This window comes from Paenarthrobacter sp. 2TAF44 (assembly GCF_052114885.1).
GTDB lineage: Bacteria > Actinomycetota > Actinomycetes > Actinomycetales > Micrococcaceae > Arthrobacter.
Map to the genome: position 1 here is coordinate 94,970 of NZ_JBFRFP010000009.1, position 23,247 is coordinate 118,216.

The 23,247-nt window shown below is 63.1% G+C and carries 21 protein-coding genes; 18 read left to right on the forward strand and 3 right to left on the reverse strand.

What is annotated here, in order from left to right; genetic code table 11:
- Positions 1-45 precede the first annotated feature (45 nt).
- On the forward strand, positions 46-2,787 hold the full coding sequence (locus AB4Z15_RS10825; protein ID WP_442017260.1) for an FG-GAP repeat domain-containing protein: 2,742 nt from the start codon (positions 46-48) through the stop codon (positions 2,785-2,787).
- A 95-nt stretch (positions 2,788-2,882) separates the two neighbouring features.
- On the opposite strand, the gene AB4Z15_RS10830 is transcribed toward AB4Z15_RS10825, so the two are convergent.
- A complete protein-coding gene (locus AB4Z15_RS10830; RefSeq protein ID WP_442017261.1) occupies positions 2,883-4,205 on the reverse strand; it encodes an MFS transporter in 1,323 nt (440 codons plus the stop codon).
- 202 nt (positions 4,206-4,407) lie between these two features.
- Here AB4Z15_RS10830 and AB4Z15_RS10835 point away from each other — a divergent pair, with 202 nt between their 5' ends.
- The 12 genes from AB4Z15_RS10835 (at position 4,408) to AB4Z15_RS10890 (ending at position 15,927) form a co-directional block, all read left to right on the forward strand.
- A complete protein-coding gene (locus AB4Z15_RS10835) occupies positions 4,408-5,178 on the forward strand; it encodes an IclR family transcriptional regulator (protein WP_442017262.1) in 771 nt (256 codons plus the stop codon).
- A gap of 204 nt (positions 5,179-5,382) precedes the next feature.
- Positions 5,383-6,297, forward strand: a complete 915-nt coding sequence (locus AB4Z15_RS10840) for a shikimate dehydrogenase (RefSeq protein WP_442017263.1) — start codon at positions 5,383-5,385, stop codon at positions 6,295-6,297.
- Positions 6,297-8,168, forward strand: coding sequence for a bifunctional sugar phosphate isomerase/epimerase/4-hydroxyphenylpyruvate dioxygenase family protein (locus AB4Z15_RS10845; RefSeq protein WP_442017264.1), 1,872 nt, complete (start codon positions 6,297-6,299; stop codon positions 8,166-8,168). Before AB4Z15_RS10840 ends, AB4Z15_RS10845 begins: the two co-directional genes overlap by 1 nt.
- A gap of 36 nt (positions 8,169-8,204) precedes the next feature.
- Positions 8,205-9,089 carry a protocatechuate 3,4-dioxygenase subunit beta gene (pcaH, locus tag AB4Z15_RS10850; RefSeq protein WP_442017265.1) on the forward strand — a complete coding sequence of 295 codons (885 nt, stop codon included), beginning with the start codon at positions 8,205-8,207 and terminating at the stop codon, positions 9,087-9,089.
- 4 nt (positions 9,090-9,093) lie between these two features.
- Positions 9,094-9,708: a protocatechuate 3,4-dioxygenase subunit alpha gene (pcaG, locus tag AB4Z15_RS10855; protein ID WP_442017266.1), complete on the forward strand. Its 615-nt coding sequence runs from the start codon at positions 9,094-9,096 to the stop codon at positions 9,706-9,708.
- Entirely contained in the window at positions 9,705-11,135 is a 1,431-nt protein-coding gene (locus tag AB4Z15_RS10860) for a class-II fumarase/aspartase family protein (protein ID WP_442017267.1), read from the forward strand. The genes pcaG and AB4Z15_RS10860 overlap by 4 nt, the downstream gene beginning before the upstream one ends.
- Positions 11,128-11,931, forward strand: coding sequence for an alpha/beta fold hydrolase (locus AB4Z15_RS10865; RefSeq protein WP_442017268.1), 804 nt, complete (start codon positions 11,128-11,130; stop codon positions 11,929-11,931). Before AB4Z15_RS10860 ends, AB4Z15_RS10865 begins: the two co-directional genes overlap by 8 nt.
- Positions 11,928-12,365: a 4-carboxymuconolactone decarboxylase gene (gene pcaC, locus AB4Z15_RS10870; RefSeq protein ID WP_442017269.1), complete on the forward strand. Its 438-nt coding sequence runs from the start codon at positions 11,928-11,930 to the stop codon at positions 12,363-12,365. Before AB4Z15_RS10865 ends, pcaC begins: the two co-directional genes overlap by 4 nt.
- Positions 12,366-12,446: 81 nt before the next feature.
- On the forward strand, positions 12,447-13,661 hold the full coding sequence (locus AB4Z15_RS10875; protein ID WP_442017270.1) for a thiolase family protein: 1,215 nt from the start codon (positions 12,447-12,449) through the stop codon (positions 13,659-13,661).
- 14 nt (positions 13,662-13,675) lie between these two features.
- The gene (locus AB4Z15_RS10880; protein WP_442017271.1) at positions 13,676-14,380 is read left to right on the forward strand and encodes a 3-oxoacid CoA-transferase subunit A; all 705 of its coding nucleotides are present in this window, start codon (positions 13,676-13,678) and stop codon (positions 14,378-14,380) included.
- A 2-nt stretch (positions 14,381-14,382) separates the two neighbouring features.
- Entirely contained in the window at positions 14,383-15,051 is a 669-nt protein-coding gene (locus tag AB4Z15_RS10885; RefSeq protein WP_442017272.1) for a 3-oxoacid CoA-transferase subunit B, read from the forward strand.
- A 72-nt stretch (positions 15,052-15,123) separates the two neighbouring features.
- The gene (locus AB4Z15_RS10890) at positions 15,124-15,927 is read left to right on the forward strand and encodes an IclR family transcriptional regulator domain-containing protein (protein ID WP_442017273.1); all 804 of its coding nucleotides are present in this window, start codon (positions 15,124-15,126) and stop codon (positions 15,925-15,927) included.
- Positions 15,928-15,931: 4 nt separating this feature from the next.
- On the opposite strand, the gene AB4Z15_RS10895 is transcribed toward AB4Z15_RS10890, so the two are convergent.
- Both AB4Z15_RS10895 and AB4Z15_RS10900 read right to left on the reverse strand, forming a co-directional pair.
- Positions 15,932-16,276, reverse strand: coding sequence for an iron chaperone (locus tag AB4Z15_RS10895; protein WP_442017274.1), 345 nt, complete (start codon positions 16,274-16,276; stop codon positions 15,932-15,934).
- A gap of 41 nt (positions 16,277-16,317) precedes the next feature.
- A complete protein-coding gene (locus AB4Z15_RS10900) occupies positions 16,318-16,716 on the reverse strand; it encodes a RidA family protein (RefSeq protein WP_442017275.1) in 399 nt (132 codons plus the stop codon).
- A 134-nt stretch (positions 16,717-16,850) separates the two neighbouring features.
- Here AB4Z15_RS10900 and AB4Z15_RS10905 point away from each other — a divergent pair, with 134 nt between their 5' ends.
- From AB4Z15_RS10905 to AB4Z15_RS10925, 5 genes are read left to right on the forward strand one after another with little or no spacing between them, the layout of a single operon-like run.
- A complete protein-coding gene (locus AB4Z15_RS10905) occupies positions 16,851-17,723 on the forward strand; it encodes a fumarylacetoacetate hydrolase family protein (protein WP_442017276.1) in 873 nt (290 codons plus the stop codon).
- A 24-nt stretch (positions 17,724-17,747) separates the two neighbouring features.
- A complete protein-coding gene (locus tag AB4Z15_RS10910; protein WP_442017277.1) occupies positions 17,748-18,230 on the forward strand; it encodes a cupin domain-containing protein in 483 nt (160 codons plus the stop codon).
- Positions 18,231-18,235: 5 nt separating this feature from the next.
- The gene (locus AB4Z15_RS10915; protein ID WP_442017278.1) at positions 18,236-19,102 is read left to right on the forward strand and encodes an acyl-CoA thioesterase; all 867 of its coding nucleotides are present in this window, start codon (positions 18,236-18,238) and stop codon (positions 19,100-19,102) included.
- A gap of 60 nt (positions 19,103-19,162) precedes the next feature.
- Positions 19,163-20,842, forward strand: a complete 1,680-nt coding sequence (locus AB4Z15_RS10920) for an AMP-binding protein (RefSeq protein ID WP_442017279.1) — start codon at positions 19,163-19,165, stop codon at positions 20,840-20,842.
- Between the two features lie 14 nt (positions 20,843-20,856).
- A complete protein-coding gene (locus AB4Z15_RS10925) occupies positions 20,857-23,247 on the forward strand; it encodes a bifunctional salicylyl-CoA 5-hydroxylase/oxidoreductase (RefSeq protein ID WP_442017280.1) in 2,391 nt (796 codons plus the stop codon).

Sequence of the window (23,247 nt, forward strand, 5' to 3'; positions counted from 1 at the left end):
TCTTGAGACTCACAGGGACCGCAGACTCCGTCCCCGGGAGATTCAATGGGTTTTTTGCGGCGCGCAATCGCAGTGTCCACAGGCCTGGTGGTTTTCACCACCGGCCTGTTTTTCGTCCAGGCCCCTGCTTCGGCAGTGCCGAAACCCACACCCGATAATCCGAACGTACGGTTCTTCGAGGGGACACCGCATTCGGAGCACGTCTTCGAGACGCCGCCCGGACAAGCCCCGTCCAGCAGTGGCGAGATCACCGACGTCGAATCCCTTCTCGGCGCGGGCGCAGCAGCAACCGGCCCCAATGGCGATATCCGGGTCCGTTTGGTGACGGCCAAACTGGCCGATAACACCAACCCAATCTCCATGTCAGGGGCCGAGCAGACGGTGGCGGCCACCAGCAGCTACTGGAAAGCCATGACGGACAACAAGCTGTCCATGACTGTGGACAGCAAGGTCTCCGGGTTCCAATCCAAAGCCAGATCGACCGACAGCTACAGCACCATCATGTCCACCATCACCAGCGAGTTGAAGTGGACAGCCAGCCCGTACACGGCACTGGTTATCTTCATTCCGACGTCCACGCTTTCCGGGAACGCCCTGGGCGTCGGCTACAGCAGTGGCAGCTACAGCGGGCGGGTGCTGATGCCGCAAATCAGCAACTTCTCCAACAACGTCATGAGCCATGAATTCGGGCATGTGATTGGACTGATGCATGCCGATGCGTTGCAGTGCTACAGCGGCGCATCCGACGTCGGCGTGGACAGCACCGGGCGCTTCACAGACAGCTCCTGCTACATCCGTGAATACGGAGACACCACGGACCTCATGGGCGCGGCGCAGTACGCCCAGCCCGTGGTGAGCTCCAGCTTCTGGGATTACGCAGGGCTGGGCCGCGGCGACGAAATCCGGGATGTCGGGGTGGCCACGGGCGTCAAAAGCTACACGCTGAAGCCTTGGGGAGGCACCGACGCGCAGAGGGCCATCAAGTTCACTGACCCGATCAGCGGGGAAGCCTATTATCTGGAGCTGAGAGAGCCTGCGGGGTATGACACTTATCTCGGGGAGCAGGGCAGGCCAGCTGGCAACAGGGGCGTCAAGATCGTCCAGCGCGGCGGCGCCACGATCGCCTCATCGCTGATTCTCATGCCATCGACCATCCCGTTCCAGGAACAGTACTACGCCAAGAACCACGCCTGGCAAGCCGGCAGCACCTTCACCACGTACACCGGCACCCAGGTCACCATCAACTCCGTTTCCGCAACCTCGGCGACTGTCACCATCAATGCAGATCCCAAACTCAAAGCACGCATGCGTTTCTCCGCGGGCGACTTCGACGGCGACAAACTGGCCGACGTCATTTCCCGCGAAGCGGACGGTTCCCTGCTGCTCTTCAATGGCCTCCCGGGAAACCGGCTGGACGATCCGGTGCAGATCGGCTCGGGTTGGGGCATTTTCAACGCCGTCCTGGGAACGTCGGACTTCAATGGTGACGGCTTCCCGGACATCCTGGCCCGCACAAGTGACGGCGCATTGTGGCTCTATCCCGGCAACGGCAAGGGTGGATTCCTCACACGGAGCCAGGTGGGGTTTGGTTGGCAGGGCTTTACCCAGTTGGTCGCGGCGGGGGACTTCAACGCCGATGGCCGGAGCGACCTGATTGCTGCCGGCACGGATGGCCGCCTGTGGTTGTATCCAGGCAATGGCACAGGTGGTTTCCTCGCCCAAACGCAGATCGGCCAGGGCTGGGATTCCTTCAACAGCCTGGCAGCGTCAGGTTCGTTCGGTGGCGGTGCCCCAGGTCTGCTGGCGCGAGCCAGCGACGGCACCCTCTACGTCTACCCCGGGGATGGCAAGGGTGGCTTCCTGCCGCGTGACGCCGTCGGAACTGGTTGGAACGGGGTAGGCGACATCATCGGCGGCCGGGACTTCACCGGAGACAAACGCGTGGACGTCCTGACGGCGGCAGCGGGTGGCGGTATGACCCTCTATCCGGGTGACGGCAGTGGCTTCGCGGATCGGCTTGCGATCGGTACCGGATGGAACCAGTTCCTTCAGGTGTGGGAAGCGGGCGATTTCGACGGCGATGCTGTCGCGGACATCCTGGCGCGAGGCACCGACGGTGCGTTGTGGCTTTATCCAGGCAACGGATCGGGCAGCTTCCTTCCCCGTGTTCAGGTTGGATGGGGCTGGGGCCAGTTCACGTCGGTATTGAGTGCCGGAGATTTCGACGGCGATTCGCACTCCGATCTTGTGGCCCGGGCTTCGGACGGGACACTATGGCTTTACCCGACGGACGGAACGGGACAGTTCCTTGCACGTAAACAGATCGGAACCGGATGGCAAGGCTTCGAGCAGTTGCTGGCCCCGGGCGATTTCACGGGCGACGGAAAGCCGGACATCGTTGCCCAGTCTGGCGATGGCGTGCTGTGGGTCTACCCGGGCAATGGCTCCGGAGGGTTCCTTGCCCGCAAGCAGATCGGCACCGGGTGGGACATGTTTAACCTGGTCCTGCAGGCCGGTGACTTCAACGGCGATGGAAGGGAAGACCTGGTTGGCCGTTCCGGCGATGGCGGACTCTGGCTCTACCCGGGCAACGGCGCTGGCGGCTTCCTTACACGCTCCTACCTTGGTTCAGGGTGGAACATGTTCTCCAGCATCGCTGCCCTCGGTAATGGGTTCACGGGTACTGGCGACCCCTCTGTGGTGGGAGTCGCCGGCGACGGAACGTTGCTGACGTACTCCGGGACGGGCGCGGGGAAGTTCAAGCCGGTGGCGCTCAATCCGCGGTAGGTAGTTCTGTGGTGGACAGGAAAAGCCCGGAATGTCAGAGGACATTCCGGGCTTTTCCGTTGCCGGCGCCCAGCAAGTGGGAGGAGCGCGGCGACTTACTTGTGCAAGCCGAGTTCCGCCGTCGGGACCTTTGCTGACTCGCGTGCCGTCATGGCTGAGACCGCCGCGATCAGGCAGATGACTGCGGTGAAGATGGAGATCTGGACCCAGCCGCCAGGCTTGGTGCCGCCGAGGGCGGTGACGATGGTCGGAGCAAAGCCGGCCATGAGGAAGCCGAGCTGCGTACCGATGGCCAAACCGGAGAAGCGGACCTTGGTGCTGAACATTTCACCGTAGAAGGACGGCCACACGGCGTTGGCGGCTGCATACCCGAAGGAGAAGAACACCACGGAGACCAGGAACATGAGCGGGACGACTCCCGATTCCAAAGTCAGCAGGAACACCGGAGTCATGATGGCGCTGGCGATGGCGCCGTAGATGAAGACTGGCTTGCGGCCGATCTTGTCAGCGAGCATGCCGAACAGCGGCTGGGTACCGAGGGCCACAATGTTGGCTACGACAACGAGCCACAAGGTGATGGTGCCGCTGACGTGGGCCACGTCCTGGGCGTACTTGATGGCCAGGGTTCCAAACACGGTACTCACGGCGGCGATGAAGGCGCAGCACACCACGCGGAGGACGTCGCGCCAGTGCAACCTGAGGAGGTCTGCAATGGGCAGCTTGGCGATCTGGTTGTTCTTCTTGGCCTCGGCGAATGCCGGCGGCTCGTGCAGGGTGCGTCGGATGAAGAACGCCACGATGACTACTACGGCACTGAGCCAGAACGGGATGCGCCAGCCGATGCCGTACTTGATCTCGTCCGGGAGCGCGAGTACTGGAATGAAGACGAGCGCTGCCAAAATCTGGCCGCCCTGGGTGCCGGTCAGTGTCCATGAGGTGAAGAACGAGCGGCGGTTGTCCGGAGCGTGCTCCAGCGTCATTGACGAGGCACCGGCCTGCTCACCGGCAGCCGAAAGACCTTGGGCAAGGCGGGCAAGTACCAGCAGGACGGGAGCCCACCAGCCAATCGTCTTGAAGTCCGGGAGGCAGCCGATTACGAAAGTCGCGGCACCCATCAGGACCAGCGTGAACATGAGGACCTTCTGCCGGCCGATCCTGTCGCCGAAGTGCCCCAGGATGACAGCGCCCACAGGGCGGGCAACGTAGGCGAAGCCGAACGTTGCGAAGGACATGATCGATGCGTTGGTGTCCGCGTCCGGGAAGAACACGTGCGGGAAAATCAGGGCTGCGGCGGAGCCGAAGATGAAGAAATCGTAGTACTCCACTGCGCTTCCCAGGAAGCTGGCGAGTGCCGCCTTCTTGGGAGTTCCTGCTGGGGTAACTGTGCCTGGCGTCGCTGACGGCATTGTGTGGCTCATGGGTGTTCCTTCTGTGACGACGATGTCGCGGGTCTGGCTTCTGCGGGAAGACCAGAGCGAGGTGCGGCCGGATCAATCCCAAAGTAACCACATGGTGAGAGCTACTTGTGCAATACAGCAATAGTGGCCGTGACTGGGGTCACTTGTCAAGACTTGTCCCCACGATCTAGAAATAGCTCTCACGATGTGGGAGCATCTAAGCATGAGTGTGAAAGAGGACACAAAGACCGACATGGTCGGCAAGGCCCTGGGCCTGTTGGTATTGCTGGGAAATGAGCCCAAAGGCGCTAGTGCGGCGGATCTGGCCAGGAGTGCGGGACTTCCGTTCAGTACGACGTACCGCCTGCTCGGCTCGCTGACGCGCGATGGATTCGTGGACTACGAGCCGGACGGCCGTCGGTATCACTTGGGATTGCGGGTTTTTCAGCTGGGCCAGCGGGTGTCCAACCACCATGGGTTCGCAGCAACCGCCCTTCCTGTACTCCAGCGCGTCACCGAGAAGACCGAGGAAGCGACCATCCTCTCCGTGCGCGATGGCAACCATCATCTGACAGTCAATAAGGTGGACGGCCCCAAGACCTTCCGCGTCACGAGCGATCCCGGTCATCTGGGCGCGCTGCATACGACGTCCGTGGGTAAGGCGATCGTCGCTTTTGAGAACGACGCCGAACGCGAACGGCTGCTCGAAGAGTTGCCTTTGGAGCCACTCACTGAGCGCTCCATCACCAACCGGGCTGCGTTCCGAGCGGAGATTGAGCAGGTGCGCCGGCAGGGCTACGCGGTGATGGACGAAGAAAACGAGATCGGTATGCGCGCGGTCGCCGTGCCGGTCCTCAATTCCCAAGGCCACGCCTTTGCATCTCTCGCCACGGCCGTGCCGGTGTTTCGTCTCACCATGGACGAACTCATCGCCCACGTACCCACGTTGCAGGAGGCTGCGGCTGAACTCGCGGCCCGCCTGCCCCAGCGCTAAGCCAACTAGGTCGCAGTTAAGCGCGTTTAGAAGGTCCAAAACGCGCACTATTGCTACTTAGTTGGGTGAGGGCAGCGCAAATGTTCGCGATAAGAACAAGCGTGCGGAATATGAACACTTGTAGTAGTCTAAATAGCACCCGGTCCGGCGGCGCTCTCAGAAAGTGCCTAAAGCCCGGGGTGCTGAAGTCAAAGGAGCTTTAGGATGAGCAATCGAGCCGAGTCCGTTCTGGTGGGCCTCATAGGCGACGGCGTCATGCCCTCGCTCACGCCGCCCATGCACGAACGCGAAGCCGACGTGCAGGGCCTTCGCTTGCTGTACCGCCCCATCGACCTACTGGAACTCGCGTTGCCGGCCACCGCCGTCGGGGATCTCCTCACCGCAGCCCAGCGCATGGGCTTCAATGGCCTGAACATCACGCACCCGTGCAAGCAGTTGGTGCTGGAGCACCTTGACGAAATTTCCGACGACGCCCGCAGGCTGGGTGCCGTTAATACAGTCCTGATTCAGGATGGTCGGTTCATCGGCCACAACACTGACTTCTCGGGTTTCGGCGCTGCGCTCACCAACGGTCTCCCTGATGCCAAGCTCGACCGCGTGGTCCAGCTGGGTGCTGGCGGTGCCGGGTCCGCCGTCGCCTACGCGTTGCTCAAGGCCGGGGTCGGCGTGCTGGACCTCGTGGACATGGACGCCACCCGTGCGGCCGATCGTGCCACGGAACTCGGCGAACTCTTTCCGGCGGCAAGCGTCACGCCACGCACTCCCACTGACTTACCGGAGATCATGCCGCTCGCCGATGGCCTGGTGCACTGCACCCCTATCGGTATGGCCGCCCATCCGGGACTGCCCCTGGACATCGATCTCCTGGAACCGCGCCACTGGGTTGCCGACATCGTCTACCGACCGATCGAGACACGGCTAGTCCGCGAGGCGCGCGCCAAGGGTTGCGACGTCCTCGACGGCGGCAGGATGGCGGTCGGTCAGGCGGCCGACGCTTTCCAGCTCTTCACCGGACGCGACGCCGATCGCGACCGCATGCGGGCACACTTCCTGGAGCTGATCGCCGTGGAAGATGCCGCAGCCTCACTGGCCCCTGAGCTGACGAAGGCGGGTCACTGATGCGCACTGGAATCGCTACCGTCTGCCTCTCCGGCACTCTGAAAGAGAAGATGCAGGCTTGCGCAATAGCGGGCTTTGACGGCATCGAAATCTTCGAGCAGGACCTCGTCACCTCGCCGCTCAGCCCCGAGGATGTGCGGAAAATGGCTGCCGATCTCGGCCTGGGCCTGGACCTCTACCAACCCTTCCGCGACTTCGACGGCGTCACTCCGGACTTGCTCAAGGCCAACCTTCGCCGGGCCGAAGCGAAATTTAGTCTGATGGAACGGCTGGGCATGGACACCATCCTGGTCTGCTCCAACGTGGCGACGGCAACAATCGACGACGACGAACTTCGTGCCTCCCAACTGGCAGAGCTTGCTGAACTGGCGGGGGACCACGGCGTCAAAGTTGCCTACGAAGCATTGGCCTGGGGCAAGTACGTCAACGATTACGAGCACGCGTATCGCTTGGTCGAGATGGTTGACCACCCCAACCTCGGCACGTGCCTGGACTCCTTCCACATCCTTTCCCGCGACTGGGATACAGCGCCGATCGAGGACATCAACGCGGAGAAGATCTTTTTCGTCCAGGTGGCCGACGCCCCTAAACTCTCCATGGACGTCCTCTCCTGGAGCCGCCACTACCGCGTGTTCCCTGGCGAGGGTCAGTTCGAGCTTGCCAAGTTCATGGGCCACGTGGTCCGCGCCGGCTATACAGGTCCGGTTTCGCTGGAAGTTTTCAACGATGTCTTCCGCCAGTCTGATGTCGAGCGGACAGCCGTCGACGCCATGCGCTCCCTGATCTGGCTGGAGGAGCAGAGCGCCAAGTGGCTCGAAAGCACCTCCGAGGACTCCGCAGCCGGCAACGGAAGCGCCTCCCGGCGTCGTTATCCCATGGAACTGGCCACGCTGCCCAAGGTGAACGAACCGGCCGGCTTCAACTTCGCCGAGGTCAAGGCCGACGACACCGCCCAGCTTGAGAAACTCCTTGGCCAGCTTGGCTTCGAGTTCGAGGGCCGCCACCGCACCAAGGACGTCCAGCTCTGGACCATGGGCCAGGCGCGCGTGATCATCAACGAGCAAGCTGCACAGCATGCCGAACCGGCTATTGCCGCCCTAGGGTTCGACGTCGACTCTCCAGTGATTGCCTCCGCTCGCGCCCAACAACTCAAGGCGCCAGTCGTGGCACGCAAGGTCCAAGCCGATGAGGAAGTGTTCCAAGGCATCTCTGCCCCGGACTCCACCGAAATCTTCCTGTGCCAGGGCAGCCCGGACGGGACCGCCGCGTGGACGCACGAGTTTGGCGAGGGGCTGGAACACGTTTCCGGTGCGCAAAATGCCGTGATTGACCACGTAAATCTGGCCCAGCCGTGGCAGCACTTCGACGAAGCCGTCCTGTTCTACACCAGCGCCCTGGCCCTTGAACCGCAGCCGTTCGCCGAAGTCCCGAGCCCCAGCGGCCTGGTGCGCTCGCAGGTCATGGAGACCTCGGACGGCTCAGTCAGGCTGGTGCTGAACCTCGCACCGGCACAGCAGGCGCAAACTGCCCGCAAAACGTACCAGGAACACATCGCGTTCGGCGTGAACGACCTCGTGGGGGCAGCCCGGTCGGCCCGCGATCGTGGCCTCGAGTTCCTGCAGATCCCCGCCAACTATTACGAAGACCTGGACGCGCGGTTCGATCTTGAACCGGAATTCCTGGCCACCCTCAAGGAGCTCAATCTCCTGTACGACCGCGACGCCAACGGAGAATTCCTCCACTTCTACACCGCCACGGTTGGGAGCGTGTTCTTCGAAATGGTGGAACGCCGCGGCAACTACGACGGCTACGGAGCGCCCAACGCGCCGGTGCGCCACGCCGTCCAATACGACTCGCTGCACCGCATTTAGACCCATAACGAAGCAATCAACCGAAAGGAGCCGGCCGTGCCACAAGAACAGACAGCACAAGTCAACTCTGCACAGGCGCTCGAATCCGAGGAACTCGTGCCTCCCGCAGAGCCGCACGCCGCGCATGATTCCAAGAAAGTGGAAACCCAGGCGGATCTCAGTGCTGAGATGAGGGGCATCGGGGACCGCTATGCGGAGGCACTGAAGAACGGCAAGGCGCCGGAGACCATGCCCCGGCTGGACTACGCTCCGTACCGCAGCAGCATCCTGCGCCACCCGACCAAGAGCCTGCACCACGCGGACCCGGAGACGATCGAGCTATTCTCGCCCGCGTTCGGCCACCAGGACGTGCACGCGCTGGAATCAGACCTGACCATCCAACACAACGGCGAGCCGCAGGGCGAACGCATCATCGTTGCTGGCCGCGTTCTTGATGGCGACGGTCGCCCAGTCGCCGGTCAGCTCGTGGAAATCTGGCAGGCCAACGCAGCCGGCCGCTACATCCACAAGCGCGACCAGCACCCCGCACCGCTGGACCCGAACTTCACCGGCGTCGGCCGCTGCATCACCGGTGACGATGGCTCATACAGCTTCACCACCATCAAACCCGGCGCGTACCCATGGAAGAACCACCTGAACGCGTGGCGCCCGGCCCACATCCACTTCTCCATGTTCGGCTCGGAATTCACGCAACGCATCGTCACTCAGATGTACTTCCCAGGCGATCAGCTCTTTCCGCTGGACCCGATTTACCAGTCGATCGTGGACCAGGACGCACGGGACCGCCTCGTGGCAGAGTACGACCACGAGCTGACCAGCCCCGAATGGGCCCTCGGCTACAAGTGGGACATCATCCTGACCGGCTCCCAGCGGACCTGGACAGAGAACGAAGCATTCGGCGACGCCGGGGACGAGGAATAAGCACATGAGCAAGCTGACACCCACACCGGGCCAAACCGTCGGACCCTTCTACGGCTACGCCCTCCCCTTTAACAAGGACAACGAACTCCTCGCCCCGGGCAGCCCGGGAAGCATCCGCCTGCAAGGCACGGTCTACGACGGCGCCGGCAACACCATCCCGGACGCCATCCTTGAAATTTGGCAGCCGGACTCCGATGGCAACATCGTCCAGCGCACCGGATCCCTGGTCCGCGATGGCTACACCTTCACCGGCTGGGGCCGCGGCTCCGTGGGAAACTCCGGCGTGTACACGTTCACCACCGTCAACCCAGGACCCACCTCTCCGGGTGCGGCACCCTTCATCTCGGTTGCGGTCTTTGCCCGCGGCCTCATGAACCGCCTCTTCACGCGCGTCTACCTGCCGGAAAACGAAGAAGCCCTGGCCAACGATCCGCTGCTGAGCTCCCTGGATCCCGAGCGTCGCAAGACGCTGATCGCCCGTCGCGACCCTGATGGGGGCCTCACCTGGGACATCCGGCTGCAGGGCGGCGACGAGACCGTCTTCCTGGATTTCCAGCAGGACGGTTCGCTGGAACCCAGCGTCAACGCGGACTCATCTGTAACGGAAAACCAGCCATGACCGACGGCGACTTCGGCCTCCTAAGCCCGGTCTCGGCGTCGCCCGCTGTTGCGGCGCTGACGGGCGACCGTGCCGTGATCGCGGCGATCCTCGACGTCGAAGCCGCCTGGGCGGTTGTCCTTGAGGAGGCGGGGCTCGTCCCTGCAGGTTCCGCCGCGGTTGTGGCCGAAGCCGCCAATCCCGGTTCTTATGATGTTGCCGCAATCGCGGAACGCGCCCAAGGCGGGGGCAACCCGGTGATTCCGCTGCTCGGTGACCTGCGGGCCCGGGTGAAGTCCGTGGACGCTTCTGCGCTAACCGCTGTCCACACCTCCCTTACCAGCCAGGACGTCCTCGACTCCGCCCTCATGCTGCTCGCCAGCCGCACCATTTCTGCGCTGATGGCTGACGTGAAACGCACGACGACGGCGCTCGCCATCTTGGCGGGGCAGCACGCGGACACACTGTGCGTGGGCAGGAGCCTGACGCAGCATGCGCTTCCGTACACGTTCGGGCTCAAGGCTGCGCAGTGGTTCCACGGTGTGGCCACTGCGGCTGCCCGCTTGGAATCCCTTGAGCTGCCCATCCAGTTTGGCGGGGCTGGCGGGACCTTGGCGTCGGCAACCAAACTGACTGCTTCCTTGCAGAGCACTCCTTTTGATCTTGCCGATTCCTTGGCCTCAAAGCTTGGCCTTGCATCCGCGCCTGCTCCTTGGCACACCAACCGACTGGCAGTCACGTCCCTGGGCGATGGACTTGCTGCCCTGATTGATTCCTTGGGCAAAATCGCCGCGGACCTACTGTTCCTGAGCCGGCCGGAAGTCGCCGAACTCGGCGAACCATTGGCTGCCGGACGCGGGGTTTCCTCGGCCATGCCGCAGAAGCAGAATCCCGTTCTGTCCGTACTCATCCGCAGCGCGGCGCTGCAGGCACCCGGCCTTGCGTCGCAGCTGCACCTCGCGGCGGCCACCTTCAACGACGAGCGCCCGGACGGCGCCTGGCACAGCGAATGGCCGGCCCTGCGCCAGCTGCTCGCCTTGGCCTTGGGGTCCTCAGGTCACGTCAGCGAACTCACGGAAGGCCTTCGTATCTTCCCGGAAGCGATGCGCCGGAACCTCGAGATCTCAGGGCCGCTGCTCCTCAGCGAAGGTGTGATGGCCGCCGTCGTGCCTCTCCTGGGTCCGGACGGAAAACAAAAGCTGCAGAACGTCGTCGATGAAACGCTCAAGGCGCCCGCGGCCGAGCAGACGCGGATTTACACCAAGCTGCTGCGCGAAGCTGTCCCTGCGGACAAGCTTTCCGACGCGGAGCTCAAGGCATTGCTTGACCCCGCAAGCTACCTCGGAGAAGCCGCCGAGATCACGCGCAGGATCCTTGCCGCCTATCCGGACTATGCAAGGTCTGCCGCCTCCGACTCACCGACAACGAAGGGAGCCACCCGTGGCTAAGCCAACCGTCAAGGCTGTTCTGCTCTCCCCGCAGCGCGAACTGGGAACCAAGCCGCTCCTGGTGGTGGGACCGTCGCTGGGTACGTCCACTGTGCTCTGGACGGAAACCGCGGCCCTCCTTGGAGACGACTACGACGTCATCGGCTGGGACCTCCCTGGCCACGGCATCTCGCCAGCCGCCACCGAAGGTTTCGATATCGCGGAACTGGCGGACGCCGTCGTCGATCTTGTCGACTTTGTGAGTCCGGGCGCGAAGTTCCACTACGCGGGCGTCTCGCTGGGTGGGGCCACCGGCTTGCAACTCGGCATCAAGCACGGCGACCGTCTCCGCAGCCTGTCTGTCCAGTGCAGCGGCGCCAAACTCGGCACGCCCGAGGGCTGGCTGGAGCGCGCCGAAACTGTGCGCAAGCTAGGGACGCCGGTGATGATTCAGGGCTCCGCCGAACGCTGGTTTGCCGCTGGCTTCATGGACCGGCAGCCGGAAATCAGCAGCCGCCTCCTTCACGCCCTACGCGACGCCGACCGCTTCAGCTACTCGTTCTGCTGTGAAGCCCTCGCCGGATTCGACGTCCGCGAGCAGCTCGGCAGTATCACCGTTCCCACCCAGGCGATTGCCGGCGTCGAGGACTCTGTGGCGCCGCCGTCACTGGCCGAAGCTTTTGTTTCCGGTATCACCGCGGGCGGCGGAACCGCTCAGGCGGTGGCGCTCGACGGCGTCGCGCACCTCGCCCCAGCGGAGGCGCCTGCAGTTGTGGCCGGGTTGATGCGGACCTTTATGAAGGAGAACGGACGATGACCTCTTTATCTCCCGAGCGGAATGGTGCCGTTCAGCCGAGCGCCACCGGACAGGACATCTACGACGCCGGCATGGCGGCACGCCGCGAAGTGCTCGGCGATGAGCATGTGGACCGCGCGAACGCCAACATGGACTCCTTCACCGAGGACTATCAGGACATGATCACCAGGATCGCTTGGGGTGGCATCTGGACGCGGCCCGGTCTTAGCCGGCAAATGCGCTCCGCCGTCACCCTCACTGCACTGGTGGCGCACGGTCACTGGGAGGAGCTCGCGATGCACATCCGGGCGGCTCTCAACAACGGCCTGAGCAGGGACGAGATCAAGGAAATCCTGCTGCAGACCGCAATTTATTGCAGTGTTCCCTCGGCCAATTCGGCCTTCAAGACGGCGCAGAAAGTCTTCGCCGAGATCGACGCCAACGAACCCAACTAGGTCGCATTTAAGCGCGTTTAGAAGGTCCAAAACGCGCACTATTGCGACCTAGTTGGGCAGATAGAAACAAAGGAAACCCCCATGAACCAGGCATACGTGTACGACGCCGTACGCACACCCTTTGGCAAGTTCGGCTCCGGACTTGCTGATGTCCGTCCCGATGACCTTGCTGCCCATGTGGTCCGCGAGTCCGTTCGCAGGGCTCCGGGGCTGGACGTTGAACGGATCGACGAAGTGGTGTTCGGCAACGCCAACGGCGCCGGCGAAGAAAACCGCAACGTGGCCCGGATGGCTACCCTGCTGGCAGGCTTGCCCGTGTCGATTCCCGGGACAACGATCAACCGCCTGTGCGGCTCCTCCCTGGATGCAGCGATTATTGCGTCCCGCCAGATCAATGCCGGCGACGCCGACCTGATGTTGGTGGGCGGTGCAGAGTCCATGTCGCGTGCACCTTGGGTGCTGCCGAAGACGTCCAAGCCGTACCCGGCCGGGGACATGACGCTCGCGTCCACCACGCTCGGCTGGCGTCTGATCAACCCGGCCATGAACAAGAACTGGACCATCTCACTGGGCGAAGCCACCGAACGACTGCGCGAGAAGTATAGGATCACCCGTGAACGCCAGGACCAGTTCGCTGCTGACTCGCACAACCTGGCCGATTCCGCATGGAACGAAGGCTTCTACGACAACCTGGTTTCGCAGGTTCCGGGCACTGACCTGGTTCGGGATGAGGGAATCCGTGCCGGTTCTTCCGCTGAAAAGCTTGCTGGTTTGAAGACCGTTTTCCGTGCCGAGTCTGATGGGCCCGACGGCGGTACGGTCACCGCCGGGAATGCCTCGCCTTTGAATGATGGAGCTTCGGCTGCGTGGATCGGTTCGGAAGCAGCTTCCTCGATCCTCGGCATGGAGCCGCTGGCCCGCATCGCCGGCCGTGCTGCGCACGGCAACGATCCCCAGTTCTTCGGGTTCGCCCCGGTGGAGGCGGCGAACAAGGCCCTCGCGAAGGCGGGCATCGGCTGGGACCAGGTTGGCGCCGTCGAACTTAACGAGGCCTTCGCCGCGCAGTCGCTGGCGTGCGTTGACGCGTGGGGGATTGACCCCGGAATCGTGAACCAGCATGGCGGGGCAATTGCGATGGGCCACCCACTGGGTGCCTCCGGTACCCGCCTCCTTGGGACGCTTGCCCGTTCGCTGCAGGCCTCCGGACAGCGTTGGGGAGTCGCTGCGATCTGCATCGGGGTTGGACAGGGCTTGGCTGTGGTGCTCGAAAACGTCACTACCGGCGCATCGGCTTAGAAGGGTAAAGAGTCATGCTGAAATTCATTGACACTGTCGGCGAGGCTGTCGCCGGCATCAAGGACGGTTCCACGGTGATGATCGGCGGGTTCGGCAATGCCGGGCAGCCGTTCGAATTGATCGACGCCCTGATGGACTGTGGCGCGAAAGACCTCACCGTGGTGAACAACAATGCCGGCCAGGGCGATCAGGGACTCGCGTTGCTGATCAAGGAAGGCCGGGTCCGCAAAATGATCTGTTCCTTCCCACGGCAGTCCGATTCCTGGCACTTCGATGCCAAGTTCCATGCGGGTGAGATTGAGCTGGAACTCGTTCCGCAGGGCAACCTGGCTGAGCGCATCCGTGCCGCCGGCGCTGGGATTGGGGGGTTCTTCACACCCACCGGCTACGGCACCACGCTGGCCGAAGGCAAGGAAACGCGATTGCTGGACGGGAAGTGGCAGGTGTTCGAAACGCCGATTCACGCCGACGTCGCACTGATCAAGGCACTCAAGGCGGACGGCAAGGGCAACCTCGTGTACCGCAAGACCGCCCGTAACTTCGGCCCCATCATGGCGGCCGCTGCCAAGCACACCATAGTGCAGGTCTCGGAGGTCGTGCGCACCGGTTCGTTGGATCCGGAGAACGTGGTGACGCCGGGGATTTACGTCAACAGTGTGGTCCGGGTTGGTTCTGTCGGCACAGTCGATTCTGCCGGCACAAATGGGAAGGTGGCTTGATCATGAGCACTGCGACAAGTTTCCAGACCTCCGAGAAGCCGTTGGGCCGCGACGAACTCGCCCAGCTGGTGGCACGCGACATCGCACCGGGTTCCTTCGTGAACCTGGGCATCGGCCAGCCAACGCTCGTGTCCAATTACCTCACCGAAGAACAGAACATCACACTCCACACGGAGAACGGGATGCTCGGGATGGGTCCCGCGGCTGAAGGCGAAGAGATCGACGGTGACTTGATCAACGCCGGCAAGATCCCTGTCACAGAGCTGCCCGGGGCGTCATACTTCCATCACGCTGACTCGTTCGCGATCATGCGCGGTGGGCACTTGGACATCTGCGTCCTCGGCGCCTTCCAGGTCTCCGCCACAGGCGACCTCGCCAACTGGCACACCGGAGCCCCGGACGCCATCCCCGCAGTGGGTGGTGCCATGGACCTGGCCACGGGAGCCAAGGATGTGTTCGTGATGATGACTTTGTTGACGCGCGAGGGCGGGTCCAAGCTCGTTGAATCCTGCACCTACCCGCTCACCGGCGTGGGCTGCGTGACGCGCGTGTACACCGACAAGGCCGTGTTCCTCACAGGCCCCGACGGCGTCACGGTACGCGAGACGTTCGGCTGCACGTTCGAGGAAATCCAGGAGCTCGTTCCCCTGCCCCTGAAGCCCGGCGCCTAACACTCCTCACGTTGCGGGGCCGGCTCTGGGGATGCAGAGTAGGCCCCGCAACGCACCCTAGGATTGGTAACCATGACCGATTCCGCAGTTACCCCGCAGGCCAGCGACCAGTATGTGCAGTCGTTGGCCAGGGGTCTGGCCGTGATCCGGGCGTTCGACGCGAACAACCCGGTCATGACCCTCAGTGAGGTGGCAGCCCGCACTGACCTGACCCGCGCCACGGCCCGCCGTTTCCTTCACACCCTCGTGGAGTTGGGCTACGTTCGCACGGACGGCAAGACCTTCGCCCTCACTGCAAAGGTGCTGCAGCTCGGCTATTCGTATCTTTCGGCGCTGTCCCTGCCTCAGCTGGCTCAGCCACATCTGGAGCAGTTGAGCCTAAAGCTGGGGGAGTCCACGTCGGCCGCAGTCCTGGATGGCCCGGACATCTTCTACGTTGCCCGCGTCGCTACTCGCCGAATCATGAACGTGGGTATCACGGTGGGCACCCGTTTCCCGGCATACGCCACCTCCATGGGCCGGGTGCTGCTCGCCGGTTTGCCACAGGCCAAGCTCGAGGCATACCTGGCCAACGTCGAACTCAAGCCCATCACGCCGCGAACCGTGGCCAACGCTGCAGACTTGAGGGCCGCCGTCGAACAAGTGCGTGCGCAAGGCTGGTGCCTGCTGGACCAGGAGCTGGAAATCGGGCTGATGTCCATCGCGGCGCCGGTGTGGAACCACAACAACGGCGACAACGTTGCGGCGATCAACGTGTCCCTGCAGGCGCAGGCTGTCGCGGCGGAGCCGGACCCGGACAAGTATCTCGAGTCAGTCCGGCAGGAAGTCGTCGCCACAGCCAACGCTATATCGCAGGACGTGTCAGCAAAGCACTAGATAGCTACTTACGGATCGCAGCCAGCCGCGTCTCCAGAATCCGCCGAACCATGGAGTCCGGAACCGGGTTGTCCGCAGAGAACCGCAGTGTCCCCGGCGACCACGAATAGCCGCCCAGCTCCTCCGACATCTCCGGCAGGATCTGGCCGCTAAACGGGTATAGGGCCAGGTGGTTTTTGGTTTCGAGGACGCTCACGAAGCCCTTGCCGTCCACCAGCAGAGCAGGCATGCCGTAGCTGGTGCCTTCCTCGGCGTCCGGGGCAAGTTCACGCGCGATCTCAACAACCCGCTCCAAGATTTCCCGGTTGCCCTCGCTGACGTTTTCCAGATATTCGGTGACGGTTCCCATAGGGGACATGCTTCACTAAGGCCGCAGCAGAGGCCAGAGGTTTAGCCCTCAGGAATAACGGCGATGCCCTGGATTTCGATCAGGGCCTCTTTTTGCCACAGTCGGGTCACACCGATGCCGGCCATCGCCGGGTACTGTGTGCCAGCCATTTCACGCCAGATCCGTCCGATCTCGCGGCCGTTCGCCATGTAGTCGTCTACGTCTGTGAGGTAGATGGTGACGTTGACGAGATCCTCCGGCTGTCCACCGGCTTCCCGCAACGTGGTCAGCACGTTGGAGAACGCCTGCGTGAACTGCTCCACGATGCCGCCGGGAACGATGTTCATGTTCTTGTCCAAGGCAGTCTGTCCACCCAGGAATACCGTGTTTCCGGCAAGCATGCCGTGCGCAAAACCGGATGGCTTGGGGAGTGACTCCGGGTTGATTGTTTTGTGGCTCATGCTGTTCCTCCTTGTTGTCGCAACTGCAAAAACTTTCGAAATGCCTCTGTGCAGATCATTTCTGCCGTGCTACGTTGAGCATATGTGACGATCGTAAAAAAGTCGACACATTGAATCTCGAAGGAGCAGAACCCATGAAACTTGCCACCTTGCGCACCCCGGGCGGAAGTACGACGGCGGCACTCGCCACGGGCGCCGACACTTACGTTGCGCTGCCGGCCACTGACGTCGGCGCGCTCCTGGGACACCCGGAATGGCGGCTAATCGCAGAGAGAGCAGCGGAAGCAGCGGCGGAGGGCGGACAGCCCGTCATCGCAGCAACTGAAGCTGACTTCGCCCCGCTCCTGCCCCGCGCCGGAAAAGTCATCTGTTGCGGGCTGAACTACGGGGACCACATCCAGGAAATGGGACGCGAACTTCCTGAATTTCCGACCCTGTTCGCCAAATACGCTGACACCCTGATCGGAGCCGCGGACGTCGTAGAAGTCCATGGCAGCGGTCGCGTGGATTGGGAAGCCGAGCTGGTCGTCGTCGTGGGTTCTGAACTGTTTCGCGCTGACGAAGAGCAGGCCCGGGCGGCAATTGCCGGGTACACCGTTGCCAATGACGTGTCCATGCGTGACTGGCAGAACCGCACCCTGCAGTGGTTCCAAGGCAAGGCCTGGGACGGCACAACCCCAGTGGGCCCCGTGATGCTGACTGCGGACGAAGCAAGCGAAAGCTTCGAGGTCCGTGGCTACGTCAATGGTGAGCTCGTGCAGCAGGGCAATACCAGCACCTTGGTGTTCGGCCCCGCGCAGCTCCTGTCCTACATTTCCCAGTTCACCATCCTGCGCCCCGGCGATCTTGTACTCACGGGCACGCCAGGGGGAGTGGGCATGGGGATGACCCCGCCGCGTTTCCTGAACGACGGCGACGTCCTCACTACCGAAATCGACGGCATCGGCCGGCTGGAAAACACGTTCCGCATCCACGCACCGGTCGCGCCAGTCCCCGCCAACGCCTAAAACCACCGCCAAAAGGAGAACCCCATGAGCCAGACCACCACCGAATACCGCCTCGAAGGCGACAACTCCATCTACGCCGGCGCTGACGGCAAGGTTGTCCCCGTAGTCACCCGCGCGGGTGAAGAAGACACCAACACCGCCCAGTCCGGGGATTGCATCCGCGTCTCCGGAGTAAGCATCCAGCACACCCCGGCAACCAAGATCTGGTTCGGCCAGGTCTCCAACACCCCCGGGTATCGTTCCCTGCCACACCACCACGGCGAAGCTGAAACCGGTGGCTACGTTCTTCGTGGCCACGGCCGCATCTACTTCGGCGAGAACTACTCCGAGTTCCTGGACATGAAGGCCGGCGACTGGGTCTTCGTGCCGCCGTTCATGCCGCACGTTGAAGCAAACATGTCCGTGACCGAAGAACTCGTGTGGCTCACGGCGCGCACTCCGGAGAACCTCGTGGTCAACCTCGAGGACGTCCCCGACGAAACCCTCGCCGATTACCGCCGGGTGTAACCACCATGATCGCCGGGACCCTTACCTCCGAGACCTTCCTCAAGGCCGTTGAACTGACGCCCACAACGGCCCAGGTTTTTGACGAAGCCTACGAAGCCACCACTCAATACGTTCCGTGGCCAAAAGCCTACGGTGGAGACATGGTGGCCCAAGCTGCAGCGGCCATGATGCTTTCCGTGGAGGCCGACAGGCAGCTCCACTCGATGCACAGCTACTTCATGCGCCCCGTGGACATCGGTGCCCATGTTCGTTATGAAGTAGAGCGCTTGCGCGACGGTCGCGGCTACTCCACCCGCAATGTCCGTGGTTTCCAGAATGGCAAGCCTGTATATGCCGCGATGGGTTCGTTCCAGGTTCCCGAAGATGGCCCGGACTTCCAACCGGAAGCTCCTGCCGCCGTCGAGCCTGAATCCCTGCGCTCCGCAGCGGAAGCACTGGACGGGACAGAAGGCCCAGCCGCAGACTATTGGTCTACGGGCCGTAGTTTCGACATGCGGCATATTCCGGGGCCGGTATATATTGAGCTTGAGGGTGGATCCATGCCGCAGCAGGCAATCTGGGTCAAGGCTTTCGATAGCCTCCCCAACGACGCCAACCTCCACCGCACTGCCCTTGCCTACGTTTGCGACTACACCATCCTGGAGCCGCTACTCCGGGTCAACGGACTCAACTGGTCCACTCCCGGCCTCGCCACCGCAAGCCTTGACCACTCCATGTGGTTCCACCGCGATGGCCGCGCCGACGACTGGGTCCTCTATGCACAAGAGGCCATATCAGGCCAAAGCAACAGGGGCCTGGCCATGGGCCGCTTCTTCGACCGGCAGGGAAGGCTCCTCGCCACAGTCGCCCAAGAAGGCATGATCCGCACCTGAACAGCTTTACCCCCCAACATCATCCCCAGCTTCACTGACGCACCACTGAAAGGAACGGCCATGAGCATGACGCCATCGGCCCACGTGGACACGTTCACCCGCGACCACCTGCCGCCCGCCAACACCTGGCCGGCGCTCGAATTTACCCTGCCCGAACTCCACTACCCGGAGCGGCTGAACGCTGCCGCCGTGCTGATCGACAACGCCGTCGAGACGTTCGGCCCGGACCGTCCCGCGCTCCGCACTCCGGATGGCACAGTCTGGTCTTATGGACAGCTGCAGCTGCACTCCAACCAGGTTGCCCAGGTCCTTACCGAGGACCTCGGGGTTGAGCCCGGAAACCGTGTGCTGCTCCGCGGCCCCAACAATCCGTGGCTCGTCGCTGCTTGGCTGGGCGTGCTCAAGGCGGGCGCGGTAGTAGTTACTACGATGCCCATGCTGCGTTCCAGCGAAGTGGCCACGCTGATCCAGCTCACCAAGCCCGTGGTCGCGATTTCCGATCACCGCTTCGTGGACGAACTCGCGACGGCGGCAGGCGAGGACGTCACCGTCCTGAGCTATGGAGGACCCGACGACGGCGACCTCACCCAACGCTGCACGGCCAAGAGCGGGGAGTTCACGGCTGTGGACACCTCTGCGGACGATGTTGCCCTGCTCGGCCCAACGTCCGGGACAACCGGTGTGCCCAAGGTGACCATGCATTTCCACCGGGATGTCCTGGCGAATGCGGACACCTTTGCCCGCTACATCCTGCAGCCCACCGCTGATGATGTCTTCGCCGGCTCTCCTCCGCTTGCCTTCACGTTCGGGCTCGGCGGATTGGTGATCTTCCCGCTGCGGTTTGGCGCGTCGGCGCTCCTGACGGAGAAGGCCGGACCTGTGGAACTGGCCGAGCATGCTTCGGCTGCTGGAGCCACCATTCTCTTCACCGCCCCCACTGCCTACCGGGCGATCCTGAAGGAAAAGCGCGGTGACTTGCTCCGTGGCCTCCGCATTGCTGTCTCGGCGGGAGAGCACCTGTCCAAGGAGACGTGGGAAGCGGTCCGTGAAGCGACGGGCCTGAGGCTGGTCAATGGAATCGGTGCCACAGAGTTGCTTCACGTGTTCATTTCCGCGGCCGGAGACGACATCCGTCCAGGTACCACCGGGAAGGCTGTGCCGGGCTTCCGCGCAACCATTCTTGATCAGGACGGGAACGAGCTGGGCCCAGGCCAGTCCGGCCGGCTGGCCGTGATTGGGCCCACGGGTTGCCGTTACCTCGACGACGTACGCCAAAAGAACTACGTGGTGAAGGGCTGGAACGTCACGGGCGATACGTTCTCCATGGACGAGGACGGCTACTTCACGTACCAGGCCCGCTCGGACAACATGATCGTTTCCTCCGGCTACAACATCGGGGCACCCGAGGTGGAAACCGCCATCGACCAGCACCCGGACGTGGTGGAGAACGCGGTGATCGGCCGGCCTGATCCTGAGCGCGGGAGCATCGTGTGCGCGTTCATCGTCCTGCGTGAGGGCGTCATTGGCGACGCTGCGAAGCGCAAGGAAATCCAGGACTTCGTGAAGCAGACCATCGCCCCGTACAAGTACCCGCGCGATGTCCGCTTCGTCACCGAGTTGCCCCGCAATCCGAGCGGCAAACTCCAGCATTTCAAGCTCCGCGATGGCCTCCTCAAGGAGAGCACCACAGGCGAAGCAGAAACCCAACAACTTACCCCCGCCGGCCAGAGCCAGGCTTGAGAAGGAGCATGAGCATGAAGATCGCAATTGTTGGAGGCGGCCCGGGCGGCCTGTACTTCGCAGCACTGATGAAGCAGCTGGACCCGTCGCACGACATCACCCTCTGGGAACGCAACGCTGCCAGCGACACCTTCGGGTTCGGCGTCGTGTTTTCCGATGAGACACTGGGCGGCATCGGCAATGCCGATCCCGTAGTTGCGGAGTACATGAGCCGCCGGTTCGCGCGCTGGTCTGATATCGACATCCACTTCCGCGACCAGATGATCACCGTCGGCGGGCAGGGGTTCGCGGCCATGAGCCGCAAGGAACTGTTGGAACTGCTGCAGCGCCGCTGCATCGAACTGAACGTCGACGTCCGGTTCAGCACCATGGCGCCTGCCATTGAAGAACTCGAAGCGAACTACGATCTGGTCCTCGCCGCTGATGGTGTGAACTCCCAGATCCGTGCGAAGTACGCCGACGCGTTTGGCCCGGACCTGGACCCGCGGACCAACAAGTTCATGTGGCTCGGTACGGACCAGGTATTCGAGGCCTTCAAGTTCTTCGTGAAGGAAACTGAGTGGGGTGTCATGCAGATCCACGGCTACCCGTACTCCGATGAGGGTTCCACGTTCATCGTGGAAATGCACCAGGACGTGTGGCAGGCTGCCGGCTTCGACGAGACCGCCAACGATGTCTTCCCTCCCGGGGTCTCCGACGAGAAGGCCGTTGCCAAAATCCGTGAAATCTTCGCGGAAGAACTGAACGGCTACGAGGTCCTCACCAACAACTCCAAGTGGATCAACTTCACCACGGTCCGCAACCAGAGCTGGCGCAAGGGCAACGTTGTCCTGCTCGGCGACGCCGCCCACACCGCGCACTTCTCCATCGGCTCGGGCACGAAACTGGCCATGGAAGACTCCCTTGCTCTGGCTGCATGCCTGCACGAGCATCCGGACGTGGACTCTGCTTTGGCAGCGTACGAGGCTGAGCGGCGTCCCGTCGTCGCCTCCACCCAGCGCGCCGCGCAGGCATCGCTGGAGTGGTTTGAGCGGATCGGCCAGTACAAGGACCAGGACCCCACCCAGTTCGCGTTCAACCTGCTGACCCGCAGCCGCCGCATCACCCAGGAAAACCTGCGCCTCCGCGACCCCGAATTCGCCCACGCCGTGGACCGGAACTTCGCCGAATCCCAGGGCCTGGCCCAGGACGCGCCGGCGATGTTCCAGCCATTCCGCATCGGGGAACTTGAGTTGAAGAACCGCATCATTGTCTCCCCTATGGACATGTACTCCGCCACCGATGGCATCCCGGGAGACTTCCACAAAGTCCACCTCGGCTCCAAAGCCCTCGGCGGTGCGGGCCTGGTCATGACCGAAATGGTCTGCGTGTCCGAAACCGGGCGCATCACCCCTGGCTGCAGCGGCCTGTACACGGACGAACAACGCGACAGCTGGAAGGAAATCGTGGACTTCGTCCACGCCCGCTCCACCGCCAAGATCGGCGCGCAGCTGGGCCACTCCGGCCGGAAGGGCTCCACCAAGCTCATGTGGGAAGGCATCGACCAGCCCCTCGAATCGGGCAACTGGACCGCCGTCGGGCCGTCTGCACTGCCGTACAGCAACGAAAACCAGACCCCCGCGGAGCTGGATCGTGCAGGGATGGATGCCATCACGGCGGAGTTCGTCGCTTCGGCGGTCCGCGCCGAGCAGGCAGGCTTTGACCTCCTCGAAATCCATGCCGCCCACGGCTACCTGCTGTCCTCCTTCCTCTCTCCGGTTTCCAATAAGCGCACCGATGAATACGGTGGCAGCCTGGAGAACCGGCTGCGGTTCCCGCTGGAAGTATTCGACGCCGTCCGCGCGGCCTGGCCTGCCAACAAGCCGGTGACGGTGCGCATCTCCGCGACGGACTGGATCGAAGGCGGCAACACCTCCGACGACTCGATCAAGATTGCCAAGGCGTTTGTAGAGCACGGTGCTGCAGGCCTTGACGTATCCACCGGCCAGGTCGCCAAGGAAGAGAAGCCCGCATTCGGCCGCAGCTACCAGACGCCGTTCGCGGACCGCATCCGCCAGGAAGTGGCCGCTCCGGCAGGCGTGGCCGTGATCGCCGTCGGCGCTATTTCCAGCTACGACGACGTGAACTCCATCCTCCTCGCAGGACGTGCCGACCTGATTGCCCTGGGCCGTACACACCTTTACGATCCGCAATGGACTTTGCACGCCGCCGCGGAACAGGAGTACCACGGCCCCGGCGCGCAATGGATCCCGCAATTCCGCGCCGGCCGCCGCAAGCCCCCAAGCGCCCGCACGGACGCCGTCCGCCCGCGCCTGTCCCTGCTGAAGGAACCCGACACCGAAGAAACCACCACCCACCTCCGCTGGACACCCGCGTCCGCCACTGCATCTGCGTTGGTGAAGTAG